Annotated in this window: 13 protein-coding genes; all 13 read right to left on the bottom strand. The window is 43.4% G+C overall.

Annotated features, from left to right (window positions below; all coding sequences use genetic code 11):
- The 13 genes from secA to V6259_RS03240 all read right to left on the bottom strand — a co-directional run bounded on the left by secA (position 1) and on the right by V6259_RS03240 (position 17,075).
- Positions 1-2,694, bottom strand: coding sequence for a preprotein translocase subunit SecA (secA, locus tag V6259_RS03180; RefSeq protein WP_341583283.1), 2,694 nt, complete (start codon positions 2,692-2,694; stop codon positions 1-3).
- A 145-nt stretch (positions 2,695-2,839) separates the two neighbouring features.
- Positions 2,840-3,757, bottom strand: a complete 918-nt coding sequence (gene lpxC, locus V6259_RS03185) for a UDP-3-O-acyl-N-acetylglucosamine deacetylase (protein ID WP_133011128.1) — start codon at positions 3,755-3,757, stop codon at positions 2,840-2,842.
- 107 nt (positions 3,758-3,864) lie between these two features.
- Positions 3,865-5,109, bottom strand: coding sequence for a cell division protein FtsZ (gene ftsZ / locus V6259_RS03190; protein WP_341583284.1), 1,245 nt, complete (start codon positions 5,107-5,109; stop codon positions 3,865-3,867).
- Positions 5,110-5,148: 39 nt separating this feature from the next.
- Positions 5,149-6,420 (bottom strand): cell division protein FtsA, encoded by a 1,272-nt coding sequence (gene ftsA, locus V6259_RS03195; RefSeq protein WP_133011126.1) that lies wholly within the window; start codon positions 6,418-6,420, stop codon positions 5,149-5,151.
- A gap of 75 nt (positions 6,421-6,495) precedes the next feature.
- Positions 6,496-7,176 (bottom strand): cell division protein FtsQ/DivIB, encoded by a 681-nt coding sequence (locus V6259_RS03200; protein ID WP_341583285.1) that lies wholly within the window; start codon positions 7,174-7,176, stop codon positions 6,496-6,498.
- Between the two features lie 3 nt (positions 7,177-7,179).
- On the bottom strand, positions 7,180-8,130 hold the full coding sequence (locus tag V6259_RS03205; RefSeq protein ID WP_341583286.1) for a D-alanine--D-alanine ligase: 951 nt from the start codon (positions 8,128-8,130) through the stop codon (positions 7,180-7,182).
- A 3-nt stretch (positions 8,131-8,133) separates the two neighbouring features.
- Entirely contained in the window at positions 8,134-9,555 is a 1,422-nt protein-coding gene (gene murC / locus V6259_RS03210) for a UDP-N-acetylmuramate--L-alanine ligase (protein WP_341583287.1), read from the bottom strand.
- Positions 9,552-10,622: an undecaprenyldiphospho-muramoylpentapeptide beta-N-acetylglucosaminyltransferase gene (gene murG, locus V6259_RS03215; RefSeq protein WP_341583288.1), complete on the bottom strand. Its 1,071-nt coding sequence runs from the start codon at positions 10,620-10,622 to the stop codon at positions 9,552-9,554. Before murG ends, murC begins: the two co-directional genes overlap by 4 nt.
- Positions 10,615-11,817 carry a putative lipid II flippase FtsW gene (gene ftsW / locus V6259_RS03220; RefSeq protein ID WP_341583289.1) on the bottom strand — a complete coding sequence of 401 codons (1,203 nt, stop codon included), beginning with the start codon at positions 11,815-11,817 and terminating at the stop codon, positions 10,615-10,617. The genes murG and ftsW overlap by 8 nt, the downstream gene beginning before the upstream one ends.
- The gene (gene murD, locus V6259_RS03225) at positions 11,814-13,163 is read right to left on the bottom strand and encodes a UDP-N-acetylmuramoyl-L-alanine--D-glutamate ligase (RefSeq protein ID WP_341583290.1); all 1,350 of its coding nucleotides are present in this window, start codon (positions 13,161-13,163) and stop codon (positions 11,814-11,816) included. The genes ftsW and murD overlap by 4 nt, the downstream gene beginning before the upstream one ends.
- 9 nt (positions 13,164-13,172) lie before the next feature.
- Entirely contained in the window at positions 13,173-14,255 is a 1,083-nt protein-coding gene (gene mraY, locus V6259_RS03230) for a phospho-N-acetylmuramoyl-pentapeptide-transferase (RefSeq protein WP_133011119.1), read from the bottom strand.
- A 14-nt stretch (positions 14,256-14,269) separates the two neighbouring features.
- A complete protein-coding gene (locus tag V6259_RS03235) occupies positions 14,270-15,616 on the bottom strand; it encodes a UDP-N-acetylmuramoyl-tripeptide--D-alanyl-D-alanine ligase (RefSeq protein WP_341583291.1) in 1,347 nt (448 codons plus the stop codon).
- Positions 15,606-17,075, bottom strand: coding sequence for a UDP-N-acetylmuramoyl-L-alanyl-D-glutamate--2,6-diaminopimelate ligase (locus tag V6259_RS03240; protein ID WP_341583292.1), 1,470 nt, complete (start codon positions 17,073-17,075; stop codon positions 15,606-15,608). Before V6259_RS03240 ends, V6259_RS03235 begins: the two co-directional genes overlap by 11 nt.
- Position 17,076: the final 1 nt, after the last annotated feature.

Consider the following 17,076-nt stretch of genomic DNA (forward strand, 5'->3'; position numbering starts at 1 on the left):
CTAAACAAGACTGCCGTGACAATGCTTGTATTTTTTACCGGAACCACAAGGACAAGGCTCATTACGACCAACCTTAGGATACTCTGCATTATCCGAAGCCCCCTCAGACAGCACAGATGAAGACTCATGCTGCATACTCAATGTCGTTTTTTCTTCTTGAATACGGCGCGCCTCTTCTATTTTCTCAGATTCTTCAGGAGACTGAACTTTAACGCGAGTCACAATCTGAATAACTTCAAACTTAACTTGCTCAAGCAAATCTTGGAACAACTCAAAAGCTTCACGCTTATACTCTTGCTTAGGATTTTTTTGAGCATAGCCGCGTAAATGAATACCTTGACGCAGCATATCCATAGTTTGAAGATGCTCTTTCCACAAAGTATCGAGCACTTGCAGTAAAACCTGCTTTTCAAAAACTCGAAGCGACTCAGCGCCAGCGACTAACTCTTTAGCCTTATAGTCATCAACAAAGGCATCATGTATCTTTTGTCGTAGTGGCTCTTCATATAATTTAGAATCTTCCTCGACCCACTGAACAACAGGCAACTCTAGACCAAACTCATTACGAGCTTTTTCTTCCAGTCCTTTCAAATCCCATTGATCGTAAACACTTTGAGGAGGAATAAACTCATTAACAAGATTGGCAACCACTTCTTCACGCATCGCGTTAATCGCTTCGGATAAGTCTTCAGAAACCATCATATCGAAACGCTGACGATAAATAACCTGGCGTTGATCGTTTGCTACATCATCATATTCGAGAAGCTGCTTACGGATGTCAAAGTTACGACCTTCTACTTTACGCTGAGCTTTCTCAATGGCATTAGAAACCATCTTATGCTCAATAGCCTCGCCTTTCTCCATCCCCAAAGCCAGCATCATTTTTTTAATGCGGTCAGACATGAAAATTCGCATCAAGCTATCTTCAAGAGACAAGTAAAAACGCGAAGAACCCGCATCACCTTGACGACCAGCACGACCACGCAACTGATTATCAATGCGGCGCGACTCATGACGCTCTGTACCAATAATATGCAAACCGCCAGCAGCTAATACAGCTGCATTTCGATCTTGCCAATCCGCTTTTAACGCATCAATTTCTTCCTGCGTCGCTGATTCGCCAAGCTGATCAAGCTCTACCTGCAAATTACCACCCAACACAATATCAGTACCGCGACCTGCCATATTAGTGGCAATCGTCACTGCTGATGGACGCCCAGCTTCGGCTACAATTTGCGCTTCACGCTCATGCTGCTTCGCATTCAAGACATTGTGTTTGATGTTTTTCTTATTTAGATAATCAGATAACAACTCAGAATATTCTATCGACGCCGTACCCACTAGAATAGGGCGACCTTGAGCAGAGATGTTCTCAATATCAACGACAATGGCCTCAAACTTGTCTTCTGTAGACATATAAATAAGGTCATTAGAATCTTTTCGTTGTACCGGATTATTAGTCGGTATCACAACAACTGATAAGCCGTAGATTTGCTGAAACTCAAACGCTTCAGTATCTGCCGTACCCGTCATACCAGATAGGTTGTCATATAAGCGGAAATAGTTCTGGAAAGTAGTTGATGCCAAAGTTTGACTTTCAGCTTGAATAGTCACACCTTCTTTCGCTTCAACAGCCTGATGAATACCTTCAGACCATCGTCTACCTTGCATAGTACGACCAGTATGCTCATCGACGATAATAACCTCATCATTTTGAACAACATAATCGATATTTTTGTGAAAGATTACATGAGCTTTTAAACAAGCATGAACATGATGAAGCAGAGATAAATTGCCTGCTGCATACAAGCTGTCCCCTTCTTGCAACATACCCTGTTCTACCAACCAACTTTCAACAAACTGGTGACCATCTTCAGTCAGCTCAATACTTTTCTGAGATTCATCGAACACATAGTGTCCCGCATCTTCACCCTCAGCACCCTCTTCTTGTCGCTTAAGCAACGGAGGTAAGAAGTTGATTTTACGATATTGTTCAGAGCTGTCTTCAACCGCACCAGAAATAATCAAAGGTGTGCGGGCTTCATCAATTAAAATTGAGTCAACCTCATCAACAACGGTAAAGTTTAATTCTCGCTGTACACGATCTTCAAAACGAAACACCATGTTGTCGCGCAGATAATCAAAACCAAACTCATTATTTGTACCGTAGGTGATATCACACAAATACGCCGCTCGTTTTTCCTCTCGCTCTTGTCCAGAAAAAACAACCCCTACACTCATATCTAAAAATTCATAGAGTGGACGCATCCAGTTAGCATCACGCTTAGCGAGGTAATCATTCACAGTAACAACATGTACGCCTTTTGAGGAAATGGCATTCAGATATACAGCCAAGGTAGCAACGAGTGTTTTACCTTCACCGGTGCGCATCTCAGCGATTTTACCTTCATGAAGGACAATACCCCCAATCAGCTGCACATCAAAATGGCGCATCCCCATTACTCGGCGACTTCCTTCACGGACAGTAGCAAAAGCTTCGGGCAACAAAGAATCTAATGACTCACCTTTGCTGACACGCTCACGAAACTCGTTTGTCTTCCCCGCTAACTCGCCATCGGTAAGCTTGCTGAAAGATTCTTCAAGTTTATTAATTTGAATAACGACTTTTTTGAATCGTTTTACTTCTCGGTCATTCTTTGTGCCGAGTACTTTTTTTAATACAGTTCCTAACATCTTGAATACAACGCCGCCAAATTAGTAATGAATTAGAGTCTACCATGGTAATGTGGGACAAAACATGGAATATCAAGGAGCAAAACGCAAAAAAGCCAGACTAATTTGCCTGGCTTTTTTAAGTTTTCAGTATTTCGTACAATTATTAAGCGCCTACAAAAGCTGGCTCAATATACGAAATTGGGGTTTCTTGGGCCGCGTCTTCAAAGACAACATATTCCCATGCGTCTTGTTGCGCAAGCAATGTCAACAAAAGCTTATTATTTAAACCATGTCCAGATTTAAAGGCCTTATATTCCCCAATCAAACTATGACCAAGAAGATACAAGTCACCAATTGCATCTAGCACTTTATGACGAACAAGTTCATCTCTATAGCGTAACCCTTCCTCATTTAACACGCGAAAGTCGTCAAGCGCTATCGTATTATCCATGTTCGCGCCACGGGCCAAATTGTTGTTTTTGAAGTACTCAAGATCCTTCATAAAACCAAACGTTCTAGCACGGCTAATTTCTTTAACAAACGTAGTAGTCGAAAAATCAAACGATGTATGTTGAACATCTTCACCAATCGCAGGATGCTCAAAATCAATCGTAAAAGATAAGCGAAAGCCAGAATGGGGCTCTAAAGTTGCATACTTATCGCCATCTTCTACTCGAATCGCTTTCTTAATACGGATGAATTTTTTAGGCGCACTTTGCTCTTCCAATCCTGCAGATTGCAGAAGAAAAACAAATGGGCTAGCACTACCATCCATCAACGGAACTTCACTAGCGCTCACTTCAACATAAGCGTTATCAACGCCTAACCCTGCCATAGCAGAAAGCAAATGCTCTACGGTACTAACCTTCACATCTCCTTGACATAAAGTCGTAGCTGAGTTCGTTGAACCAACCGAGCGCGCATCACCATGAATCTCTACAACTGGATCCAAATCTGTGCGAACAAAAACAATCCCTGTATTTACAGGGGCCGGTTTTAATGTCAAATACACCTTCTCACCAGAGTGTAGACCTACACCGGTAGCTCGAATAATGTTTTTTAATGTGTGTTGACGTACCATTAGATTCCTACACTTTCATGACAAGATATATTTTCAATTAAGAATAATATCAATAACACAATTTTTATACAATTCAACGCTTTATAGTTGCATCTTTTTTACGCAAACTAATCAGCTTGCCGACGCAAGAAAGCGGGAATGTCCAAGTATGACAATTTATCGCCATTTACTGATGAAGAAGATTCATTTAAGTCTCCAGCATCAGATTCAGAACTTTTCTCAACGACTTCATCTCTCTTAGCTGAAGACGGAGTTAACATTGGCCTTGAAGCAGTTTTCTGCTGAGCCGGCACAACGCGCTCTTCTTCAACAACCTTCTCAACGTTAGCTTGAGCTGGCTGAGAAACAACGGACTCACCTACTGCCGTCTGCATCTCTGCAGAAGATCGTCCTTCTAACCCAGTTGCCACCACTGTAACTCGCATCTCATCTCCAACACTTGGATCGATAGCACAACCAATGACAACCGTTGCATCTTCCGATGCGTATTCTTCAATAATACCACCAACCTCTGTGAACTCAGACAATCCAACTTCTTCGTTGGCTGTAATATTCACTAGAACTCCACGAGCTCCTCTAAGGTTAATATCTTCCAATAATGGGTTATGTATTGCTGCTTCCGCCGCTACTCGCGCGCGGTCATCACCAGAAGCAGAACCTGTTCCCATCATCGCCATGCCCATTTCAGACATCACTGTTCTTACGTCTGCAAAGTCAACATTGATTAAGCCAGGGCGCATAATAAGATCGGTAATACCCTGCACTGCATTAAACAAAACATTGTTCGCTTCACCAAACGCTTTCAACAACGTAATATTTTTTCCTAGTACGGGCAACAATCGCTCATTTGGCACAGTAATTAATGAATCGACATTTTCTCGCAATTCTTTAACACCCGCTTCAGCTACTTTAGCTCGGCGACGACCTTCAAAAGGAAACGGTTTAGTTACTACAGCAACCGTTAAAATACCTAATTCGCGAGCAACTTTAGCAATAACTGGAGCCGCACCTGTACCTGTACCACCACCCATACCAGCAGTGATAAATACCATATCGGCACCGGTTAGCAATTGTGTAATTTTTTCTTGATCTTCAAGAGCAGAATCGCGGCCAACCTCTGGGTTAGCACCGGCACCTAGCCCTTTTGTAATAGTAGAGCCAAGTTGTAAAGAAACACCTGTATCAAATCCTATCAATGCTTTTGAATCTGTGTTCGCACAGATAAATTCAACACCTTCCAACTGACTCTCAAGCATATGACGAACAGCGTTACCGCCACCGCCACCAACACCGATAACCTTAATAACAGCATTATCAGATAAATTCTCATCGGCTAAATCAAAGACGTTCATGGGCATATAGCTCCTTAATTAATTCGTTATCAATGCTGACTACATGTAGCTCTGAAACCAGTGTTTTAAATTGTGCCACACCTTCGTTGCACTGAAGGAAGACCCGGTTTCTTTTGTTGCCAACAATGATATATCTCGTTTACTTTGCGTCTTAGACATAACTTGCTTAGAAGGCTCTGCAACTTCAGCCTCCTTGCTTCCATAAGCCAATAATCCAACACTTGTTGAATATATCGGGTTATCGACAATGCCTGACATTCCTTTAGCACAATCTGGTACCGATAAGCGGACTGGCATATCAAATACCTTTTCTGCTAACTCGGCAGCACCCTCCATAAGAGACGTACCACCAGTAATTACAATACCTGCAGGGATTCGTTCAGCATAACCACTGCGTCTTAATTCATCTTGAATTAAACTGTAAATTTCTTCATATCTAGCCTCAACAACTTCCGCAAGAGCATGTCGAGAGATAGTTCGAGGCTGACGATCACCCACACTAGGTACCTGAATCGCTTGATCAACAACCGCTAGCGAAGACATAGCACAGGCATATTTAACTTTAATTTCTTCTGCATGCTGTGTCGGCGTACGCAATGCCATAGAAATATCGTTTGTCACCTGATCGCCAGCGACAGGTACTACCGCAGTATGATGCAACGCACCATCCAACCAAACAGCAATATCCGACGTGCCCGCTCCAATATCAACTAAGCAAACACCTAATTCTTTTTCATCTTCACTCAGCGAAGACGCACTCGAGGCAAGCTGAGATAAAATCACACCATCTACACCAAGACCGCATCGCTTAATGCATTTTTCAACATTCATCACAGCGTTTGCCGCACCCGAAATCATATGAACATTCGCTTCTAAACGAACCCCCGACATACCTAACGGGTCCTTGATCCCTTCTTGGGAATCTATATGATATTCTTGAGGAAGAATATGTAACACACGTTGATCAGAAGAAATTGGCACCGCTTGAGCTGCATCAATAACTCGATCAATATCCTCTTTTTGCACTTCCCCATTTTTGACCGCGACAATACCATGAGAGTTCAAACTACGAATATGACTTCCGGCAACACTCACATAAACAGAGTGAATATTACACCCAGCCATTAACTCAGCTTCTTCAACAGCACGCTGTATGGACTGAACGGTTGATTCAATATTTATAACAACACCGCGCTTCATTCCCTTGGAGCTGTGAGAGCCAATACCGACAATTTCCAAACTACCGTCTGCCAGAACTTCTCCGACCAAACAAATAACTTTTGATGTGCCTACATCTAGACCGACTATCATTTAACCTTCCCGGCATTTAAATACTGTTATAACTGCCCTCTATACTTGTTTAAAAAAGCAACAAACAGGCCAAGTTTATTTAATTTTTTTCCAAGCCACTGCAACCCCGTGAGGATAGCGCGCGTCTATGGAGCTAATTTGATCTATTCTACCCGATAAATCACTTTTATACACCGCTATAAAGCGCTGTAACCTCTCTAAAATATCCTCTCTACCCAATTTAACCATCACCCCATTACTGAAAGTGACAATCCAAGCACCACGCAACTCTAACTGCAATTTTTCAATGCGCAGCGAGGTTGAAGACAACACCTGACTAATAAGGCCAAACTGCCCTAACACCTGATCACTTGTGTCTTCAGGACCATAAAGCTTAGGTAGCGGCAAAATAGGCACCGATTGCGGCGAAATAATGGCCGCTCCAGTGGATATTAGTTGCCTATCGTTCCAGTATGCTAGAGGCTTGTACTCACGAACAAGCACCTGCAACGTATTTGGCCAAACTTTACGCACCTCAACACTTTCCACCCATTGTGGTGACACTGCAATAGACTTTATTGACACTAATGACGTCGTCAATAAGCTTTGACCAATGAGAGACTGGTAATCCTTTTGAAGCTCAGCCCTAGAGGCAAATTTCAAATCACCTTTAATATTTATGCTTCGAATAGAAAACCAATTTTCAGGTGAATTATTCCCCTGAAAAGTAGCAACAAGAATTAATACTAATGCACCAATAAGGGCAGCAATCCTCATAATCTAATCACGCCCAAAATTATGCCAAGCATTTAACGCTACTTTTTCTACTAGCGAAGCATAGTCCAGACCGACATGATTGGCAGCCATAGGCACCAAACTGTGAGAAGTCATGCCAGGCGAGGTATTTACTTCTAACACCCAAAAGACACCAGCTTGATCTCGCATAACATCAACGCGCCCCCAGCCCGAACAACCTAGCGACTGATAGGCCTCTAAAGCAAGAAACTGAAGTTCATTCTCATCATCTTCATCAAGCCCACAAGGCAATAAATACTGAGTATCTTCCGCCAGATATTTTGCATCATAATCATATAATTCATGAGTCGGAGACGCTTTAAGGCCAATAACAGGGTATACGACATCATCAATAATCGTAATGGTGTATTCAGGCCCATCGACAAACTCTTCAACTAAAATATCAGAGTCATATTCCAGCGCCTTGGACAGCGCAAACTCTAGTTCAGCACGATTATTGGCCTTATTAATCCCAATCGTTGACCCCTCTCGTGAGGGCTTTATAATCAACGGGTAGGACATTGACTCTTCAATTACTGAAGAATCAGGCTGACCTTCAAACGATAAATACGCCGGAGTCGCGATGCCAATACCTTTCCAAAAACGCTTTGTCATCACCTTATCCATGGCAAATCCACAGGCAAGCGGTGAACTCCCTGTATAGGGCTTATCCATCATTTCGAGCAATGCTTGAATACGACCATCTTCACCTTCTCCACCATGGAGCGCGATAAAAGCCAGATCAAATTCAACTTCCTGCAATTGCCTTACAGGATCAGCACCTGACTCACCATACAAATCAACAGCAACAACTTGATACCCTTTGGATTCTAATCCTTTGACCACCAAAGGCCCGCTTTGTAGCGAGACATCTCTCTCTGCAGATCGTCCGCCGTAAATCACGGCAATAACCGATTTTTTCAAACTTGATGGCATGCGTTATATTCCACTGTTTGCTAAATTTTTCGAAATGACACCTATGTCGCCAGCACCTTGAGTAATCAGCAAATCATCTTTCTTTAAAATATTACTCAAAATGGAACGCAAGTCCGCCACACTACCAACGTGTATTGGATCCACAGTACCTCGTTGACGAATGCTGCCACACAAAGAACGGCTATCAGCGCCATTAATGGGAGTTTCTCCAGCAGAATAAACATCCAACAAAAGCAACACATCAACTTGGGACAACACTCGAACAAAATCTTCATACAAATCACGAGTTCTTGAAAAACGATGTGGCTGATAAATCATTACCAAACGCTTTTCAGGCCAACCAGCTCGAATCGCCTTTATCGTCGCCAACACTTCACTCGGATGATGACCATAATCATCAACAAACATCACTTCGGAGCCATCAGGCAAAGCCAGCGGCGCTTGCTCTTGGAAGCGTCTACCAACCCCTTCAAAACCCATTAAACCAGCTTGAATAGCGGCCGCGTCAACACCCAAATCAGTGGCCACTGCAATCGTTGAAAGCGCATTAAGGACATTATGTCGGCCAGGCATTGGCAAGCGAATTTTTAATGGCTCACCTTCAGGGCGATGAGCAAGAAATTCACAAAAACGCCCCGTTTGAACAATATCAGTCGCGTAAAAATCAGCTTCATTATCAATGCCATACGTCAGTACAGGGCGACTCAGCGAAGGCAATATCTCTCTAACATTTGCATCATCCACACACAAAACAGCCAAACCATAGAATGGTAAGTTATGAATAAACTCTATGAATGCACGCTTAACCTTTTCAAAATCACCTTGGTAAGTATCCATGTGATCTTCATCAATATTTGTGATGATCACAGTTTGCGGTTGTAAATGAAGAAAAGAGGCGTCACTTTCATCCGCTTCGGCAACTAAATACGAACTGCTTCCTAACTGAGCATTTGTACCAGCACTCGTTAAACGCCCACCGATAACAAATGTCGGCGCCTCACCGGTAGCCGCCAAGACAGATGCCATCAGACTTGTCGTCGTCGTTTTACCATGCGTTCCCGCAATGGCAATACCATGACGATAACGCATCAACTCTGCTAACATTTCCGCACGACGCACAATGGGAATACGATTTTCTTTGCCCCAAATAATTTCCGGGTTCTCATCATTAATTGCCGTAGAAACAACAATAACGTGTGCGTCAAAAACATTTTCTGACTGATGGCCAAAATAAATTTTGATCCCTAGCTCGGATAAGCGATCCGTTGTTGCAGAGGACTTTAAATCAGAACCGGATACTGTGTAGCCTTGGTTGTGCAGCACTTCAGCAATGCCACACATACCCACACCACCAATACCGATAAAATGAATATTTTGAATACGACGCATGGTCGGAATATCATATTGAAATTTATTAACTATCATTTTATTAACCTTAAACAATGTGCAACCACATCTTGCGTTGCATTAGGATGAGCAATTATCTTTGCCTGCTCACCCATCGTTTGTAATACAGATTCACTCTTAAGAAAATCCGTTAGTATCGATATAATTTTTTGACTTGTTAGCTGTGTCTGCGGCAGTAAATAAGCGGCACCCACCTTTTCAAGGTGTCGAGCATTAGCCGTCTGATGATCATCAATTGCATGAGGTAGAGGCACCAAAATGGAAGGTAAACCTGCTATTGCTAACTCACTTACTGTCATGGCACCGGCTCGGCAAAGAACAACATCTGCCCAATAATATGCCTGATCCATATTTTCTAAATACGGTTCCACTCTAGCCTTAACGCCAATTTCTTTATATAAAGCAGTCACTGCATCAAAATTTCGTTTGCCCGTTTGATGCCAAACATCCAAACGCGACGACTCACTCCATTGATCCAAAACCAATGGCACCGCTTCATTGATAACTTTAGCGCCTAAACTCCCACCAACAACTAACAATTTTAACGGCCTATTCTGACCATTTCTCACAGGCCGAACCGCCTGCGACAAAATATCTTTTCGTATTGGATTTCCTACCGTAATGGCATTCGCTAAAGCGCCATCAAAAGCCTGCAACCTAATATTAGCGACTTTTGCCAATATTCGATTAGTCGTACCTGCTATCGCGTTTTGCTCATGGATAACCAAGGGAATACCAAGCAATTTTGCAGCAATCGCCCCTGGCCCAGCCACAAACCCACCCATTCCTAAAACAACAGACGGCTTTGTTTTTTGCAAGAAAGCGACAGCTTGACCAATAGCGTGCAAAATTCTAAAAGGAGCCGACAAAAGCCCAAAAAGACCTTTCCCCCTGACACCTTTAATAGATAACGTATGAATCGCAATATCATGCTGTGGAACAAGCAACTCCTCCATTCCACCTTTCGAACCCAACCAGAAAACATTCATACCTTTTTCTTTAAATTGCTGGGCACAAGCCAACGCAGGATAAATATGCCCTCCGGTTCCGCCTGCCATGATCACTACGCGTCCAATATCATCCATCTTCTTTCTCTGTCGTTGTTATCGGCGCCTTTTGACTCGCCGCCATTTTCGCTTCGGCACGTCTATTTTCAATATCCACTCGTGCAATAACAAATAAACTGCCCAAGGTAATAATCAAACTACTACCACCATAACTAATAAGAGGCAGCGTTAAACCTTTAGTAGGAAGAAAGCCGGTATTCACACCAATATTGATAATAACCTGAGCCAAAATAAGAATAGAAAAACCAAAGCACATATAACCTGAAAATGGCCGTGATAAATCCATGGCTTTATGACCAATCTTAAATGCACGACTCACCATAATGCCAAACAACGCAATCAAGAAAAGACCACCAATCAATCCCGTTTCTTCCACCCAAACAGAAAAAACAAAGTCAGTATGTGCCTCAGGTAAATAAGAAAGCTTTTGTATACTATTCCCTAACCCTAAACCAAACCACTCGCCACGCCCATAAGCAATGAGCGCCTGACTCAGCTGATACCCCTCATTGAAAGGATCCGCCCAAGGGTCAATAAAGTTCATCAAGCGTTTCATACGATAACTTTCAGAAACAGCCACTACGCCCAACATACAAATAGCGGCAACCAGCAATAGCAAGAATTGATACAGCGGAGCGCCACCCAAGAACAGCAAAGCCATTACCGTACCAAGCAAAACAACTGACGCCCCAAAATCTGGCTCAAATAACAAAAACAAAAGAAAAATACTACAAAGACAAAGCGGCAGAAAAAAGCCAACCCAGCCCTTTCGAACGCGGTCAGCACGTCGCACTAAATACCCAGAAACATAGACCACCATGCACACTTTGGCCACTTCAGAGGCCTGCAAGTTAAACACTACAAGATTGATCCATCGACGACTGCCATTAACACTTTTCCCAATACCAGGAACAAGCACCATAACAAGTAGCAAAAATGATAAGCCCATCAGTAGGATACCCCACTTTTGCAACCTCTCCGTTGGCAAGGAAACCATCACCCAACCAAAAATCAATCCAATAACCAGGTATAGAATCTGCCTACCCATAAAAAAATAGGGATGGCCATGAAGGTTTACAGAAATTGAAATAGAAGCACTGGATACCATCACAATGCCCAATGCCAAAATAGAGACAACAGAAACAATAAAAATGGAGTCGACCTGACTAAATTCACGCCATGTCACACGATCAAAAAAATTCGACCAAATCATAAAGCAGAAACCAAATCGATAAAATGCTGCCCGCGCTGCTCATAGTTCTTGTACATATCTAAGCTGGCACAAGCCGGCGAAAAGAGCACAATATCACCAGATTGAACCTTGCTTGATAAAGCAGCAACGATGTTATCTAAAGTCGTAAAAAATGCTACGTTAGCCGAAGCTGGCAAGGCCTTGGCAATCAAATTTGCATCTTTACCGAACAAGTAAGTTTGTTTGACTAAATCGGAAATAGGTTTAGCCAAAGGCGCAAAATCTGCCCCTTTTCCTTCACCGCCAGCAATCAAATGTATATTTTTCTGAGACGCATTACCCAAACCTTCTAATGCCGCTAAGGTCGCCCCTACATTCGTGCCTTTTGAATCATTTATGTAGACAACACCCTTGTGCGTTCGCACTGTTTCGCAGCGATGAGGTAACCCCCCAAACTCACCTAAAACTTGAGCCACACCAGCAGATCGAACATCTTGCCCCAACAGCTCAAGCATCGCCAACGACGCCAAGACATTGGCATAATTATGTGAGCCTTGCAGCGCAATATTTGAAGTGTGGTAAAGTCGCTCAACACCTCTACAAAGCCAAGCACCATCATCGTCCGGCAGCATGCCATACTCTTTTAGGTCAGGACTTTTTGTGGTGAACGTTCGCACCGGAACACCTTCTGCAAGCAAAGGCGCGGTTAATATGTCTTGTTTATTGCACACCGCCGCCTTACAGCCTCGATACACTTTTTGCTTGACCCTTTGGTACTCATAAAGATCGTTATAGCGATCCATATGATCTTCAGAAACATTTAGTAAACATGCCAAATCTGCCTTTAGTGCATGCGTCGTTTCCAATTGAAAACTAGATAACTCAAGCACATAAAAATCAACTCCTGCACTGAGTAAATCCAACGCGGGTAACCCAAGGTTCCCGCCAGCAACAGCACGATTACCACACGCCTCTAGAAGCTTAGCAACCAAGGTGGTGACAGTGCTTTTGGCATTAGATCCAGTAATCGCAACAAAAGGCGCATTGACATAATCACAAAAAAGATCAATATCCCCACGCATCGCCACGCCTTTTTCAGCAAGCGCCTGTAATACTGGGGTTTTTAGCGGAATACCCGGACTAACATAAAGCTCATTGACACCTAAGCGCTCTAGCACGGTTAAATCACCGGTAAAAATACGATCAGCAGGGCAAAGCGCCTTGGCTTGCTCTAACCCTGGAGGATTGTCGCGGGAATCCACAACAAAAAAATCAATATTCTGACTTGCCAAAAAGCGCACACAAGAGAGACCTGTCGCCCCCAAGCCAACGACGGCTCTTATCCGATCTGACCCGATCAACGACATAAAACGCTCCTAACGCACTTTTAAAGTGGCAAAACCAACCAAAACAAGACAAACAGTAATAATCCAAAAACGCACAATAACCTTTGGTTCAGCCCAGCCTTTTAATTCAAAGTGATGGTGAATCGGTGCCATTCTAAAAATCCGCCGCTTGGTTAATTTATACGAAGCCACCTGCAATATAACGGACACGGTTTCCATTACAAAAACCCCCCCCATGATAAACAACACCAACTCTTGGCGCACAATCACTGCAATCGTACCCAATGCCGCACCCATTGCTAAAGAGCCAACATCGCCCATGAATATTTGCGCAGGATAAGTGTTAAACCATAAGAAACCTAAGCCCGCACCAATCAGCGCAGAGCAAAACACCAGTAACTCACCAGAGCCATGAACATAAGGAATCAACAAATAATCCGCGAAACGCACATTGCCTGTCAGGTAAGCAAAAACACCCAGCGCACCACCGACAAGAACCGTCGGCACGATAGCCAAGCCATCGAGACCATCGGTTAGGTTAACTGCATTACTGGTACCTACGATGACAAAATATGTCAACACAACAAAAAAGATACCTAGCGGCAAGGCCAAGTTTTTAAACAAAGGTATCAACAAAGCGGTTTCAGCAGGTGTGGTCGCGGTAAAATACAAAAAGAACGCCGCCGCCAAACCAAACACACTTTGCCATAAGTATTTCCACTTCGCAGGTAACCCTTTTGAGTTCTTTGCCACTACCTTGCGATAATCATCAACCCAACCAATTACACCAAAAGCCCACATCACCAACAGCACGAGCCAAACATACTTATTACTCAAATCTCCCCATAATAACGTACTGATGGAAATCGAAAATATAATCAACGCTCCACCCATGGTTGGGGTGCCCGCTTTACTCAAGTGCGATTGAGGCCCATCGCTGCGAATTGCCTGCCCGATTTGCAAACGCTGCAACAGTAAAATGACTCGATTACCGATAAGCAGAGAAATCGAAAGCGCAGTAAGCACGCCTAAAATAGCTCGCAATGAAAGGTAATTAAAGACCGTAAAAAAAGTGTGGTGCTCGCTCAAATAAGTCGTAAGCAGGAGTAACATGAATTAATAGCATCCTAATTTTTTAAAATATCGACGACATTCTCCATTTTAGAAGAGCGTGATCCCTTCACTAAAATGGCATGTGTTTCATCAAGCGCCTGAACAACAGACGCCGCTTCATTGTGTGTTTGGCAAAAAATCGCCTCTCCGCCATGGGCGCGAAACGCTTGGGCTGCCACCCCAGCCACTGGACCTACGCTAATCAAACAGGAAATCCCTTTTTGTTGAGCGTATTCTCCAAGTGCTTTATGTATCTCATTTTCCTGCTCACCCAACTCACCCAGCGCACCAAGAATAAGCCACGTTTTATCGACTTTTTGCATGGCTAATACATCAATTGCTGCTTCAACAGAGGTAGGACTTGCATTGTAACAATCATTGATTAATAGAGCCTTATTTTTTGTCTCTAAGCGCTCCATTCTGCCAGGCACTTGAACGGGCTGCGCCAATTTAACAATCGCATCTTCCAGACTCACACCTAACGCCAGCAAAGCCAACACGACAGCCATGCCATTTGAAACTAAATGCCGCCCTGCGCCAGAGATATAAACCGGCACACTCCGCCCTTGATAAGTAAAAACAGCTCGACTCGATTCTGCTCCTAATACTAAATCATGAGCATACAAATCTGCCAACTGAGTAAAACCAAAAGAACAGACCTTCCGAGCACCAGAGAGTGTTTTCCAATAATCAAAATAGACATCGTCAGCATTTAGAATAATGGTCGCGGTCGCTTTAGCTGCAGATATCAGCTCACCTTTTTCAACCGCAATGCCTTCCAAACTCCCAAACCCTTCAAAATGACTGCCACTCGCATTGGTTAAAATGACAACATCTGCATAAAGTGTTCTCGCTAACTTTTTAATTTCCCCGGGATAACTGGTTCCAGCTTCAATGACTGCCACATCCTGCTCATCGGTCATTTCAAGTAACGTTTGTGGAACACCAATTTGATTGTTTAGATTAGCGCGTGTTTTTAACACATTTTTTTCCGCAAGGGATTGAGCTAACCAGTCTTTTACGGTTGTTTTACCGTTACTACCCGTAATAGCGACAACTGGGCCCGTGAAAGCATCTCGAACAGCACGGCCAATTTTTCCATACGCTTCAACAGTATCTGCCACCTTAATATAAGTGGACACATTTAAATCGCTCTCAGACAAAACACCTACAGCACCTTGCTCTAAGGCCAATGACGCATAATCATGCCCATCAAAGCGCTCACCTTTGATAGCAACAAACAAACAACCCGTTTGTATTTTTCGAGTATCGGTCACAACATCGGTAATGATCTGATCACAACCAATAAGAACCCCATCGCATAGAGCGGCAATTTGAGACAAAGAAAGCTTAATCAACATAATTATTTAGCGCCTTCATCGCCTCTTCTTTATCATCAAAATGGTGTTTCACACCATTCACATCCTGATAGGTTTCATGCCCTTTGCCTGCGATCAAAATAATATCACTTGGCGACGCCGTAGAAATTGCATCCGCTATCGCTTTGGCGCGATCAACTTCAATATTAAATTTTTCAGCACCAGAAACACCATCTACGGCATCATTGATAATTTGCGTAGGTGATTCCGTACGAGGATTATCTGACGTCAACCAAATATCATCCGCATACTCTAAAGCCGCCTGTAACATAAGAGGACGTTTGCCTTTGTCTCTATCGCCACCACAACCAAAAATACAAATTAATCGCCCTTTCGAATGCTCTCTCAAAGCCTCTAAAGCCACTTTCAATGCGTCTGGTGTATGAGCATAATCCACCACAACAGAAGGCCCTTTATTAGACAGAACTCGTTCCATCCGGCCTGGCGCACCTTTTAATGATGCTAATGTCGATATCAATAATGGTTTATCGGCACTGTTTGACCAAAGACTGGCCAGTGCGGCAAGCGCGTTTTGAATATTAAACCGACCGAGCAAAGGCAGAAAAACAGCGCTCTCACCCTCTGGATGACACAAAACAAACTCGCATCCGCTAGGTAATAATCGCAAAGACGTCACATAAAAGTCGGCAAGTGGATTATTTTCACTGTAATAATATCGCTTACAATCAGACGACAAACCTTGCGCCATAAAGGCAGCATAAGCATCATCCAAACAAAAAACACCACAAACCACACTGGGTGAAGAGAATAAACGCCGCTTAGCTTCTGCGTAAACTTCCATGGTGCCATGGTAATCCAAATGATCACGAGACAAATTGGAAAACACAGCAGTTTCAAACGGCACACCAAATAACCGCCCTTGATCTAAGGCGTGAGAAGACGCTTCAAACGCAACAAAATCAACCGACTTCGTCGCCATTTCTAGAAGTAGTTTATGCAATGACAATAAATCTGGCGTCGTTTGACTGGCTTCTCGCAGATCACCAATAGGGCCCACACCAAAGGTACCAATTAGACCGCTTGAGTGACCTAGCGCCTCAGCCATTTGAGCCAAGTAATAACAAATAGAAGATTTACCATTGGTCCCTGTGACAGCAACCAACGAAGATGGAGGACGACCAAAAAAAGAATACAAACAGGCAACAAGGAAAGCCGCTGGATCCTCCACATGAATCAGCAACAAGGATGTGTGTGTTAGCCCTAAGCTTTTGGGCACGACAGCGACCAAGCCACCGAGCTCAGCCACTTTATCAAGGTAAAGCCAGCCATCACTCGTCACACCAGGCAAAGCAAAGAAAACACCTTCAGCGTTCATTTTACGACTGTCTGTTTCTAAATGTGTGTACGCTCTTTCGGCAATAATCCCATCTGCCGTAAGCCCGACCAAATTAAGAAGCTGAGCATGCGTTAGATTGGCCATT

Origin of the sequence: Marinomonas sp. TI.3.20, assembly GCF_038155025.1 — a bacterium.
GTDB classification, from domain to species: Bacteria; Pseudomonadota; Gammaproteobacteria; order Pseudomonadales; family Marinomonadaceae; genus Marinomonas; species Marinomonas flavescens.

Coding starts and splice junctions, on each gene's coding strand:
- secA (WP_341583283.1), bottom strand. CDS start 2,694: ATGTTAGGAACTGTATTAAAAAAAGTACTCGGCACAAAGAATGACCGA.
- lpxC (WP_133011128.1), bottom strand. CDS start 3,757: ATGGTACGTCAACACACATTAAAAAACATTATTCGAGCTACCGGTGTA.
- ftsZ (WP_341583284.1), bottom strand. CDS start 5,109: ATGAACGTCTTTGATTTAGCCGATGAGAATTTATCTGATAATGCTGTT.
- ftsA (WP_133011126.1), bottom strand. CDS start 6,420: ATGATAGTCGGTCTAGATGTAGGCACATCAAAAGTTATTTGTTTGGTC.
- V6259_RS03200 (WP_341583285.1), bottom strand. CDS start 7,176: ATGAGGATTGCTGCCCTTATTGGTGCATTAGTATTAATTCTTGTTGCT.
- V6259_RS03205 (WP_341583286.1), bottom strand. CDS start 8,130: ATGCCATCAAGTTTGAAAAAATCGGTTATTGCCGTGATTTACGGCGGA.
- murC (WP_341583287.1), bottom strand. CDS start 9,555: ATGATAGTTAATAAATTTCAATATGATATTCCGACCATGCGTCGTATT.
- murG (WP_341583288.1), bottom strand. CDS start 10,622: ATGGATGATATTGGACGCGTAGTGATCATGGCAGGCGGAACCGGAGGG.
- ftsW (WP_341583289.1), bottom strand. CDS start 11,817: ATGATTTGGTCGAATTTTTTTGATCGTGTGACATGGCGTGAATTTAGT.
- murD (WP_341583290.1), bottom strand. CDS start 13,163: ATGTCGTTGATCGGGTCAGATCGGATAAGAGCCGTCGTTGGCTTGGGG.
- mraY (WP_133011119.1), bottom strand. CDS start 14,255: ATGTTACTCCTGCTTACGACTTATTTGAGCGAGCACCACACTTTTTTT.
- V6259_RS03235 (WP_341583291.1), bottom strand. CDS start 15,616: ATGTTGATTAAGCTTTCTTTGTCTCAAATTGCCGCTCTATGCGATGGG.
- V6259_RS03240 (WP_341583292.1), bottom strand. CDS start 17,075: ATGGCCAATCTAACGCATGCTCAGCTTCTTAATTTGGTCGGGCTTACG.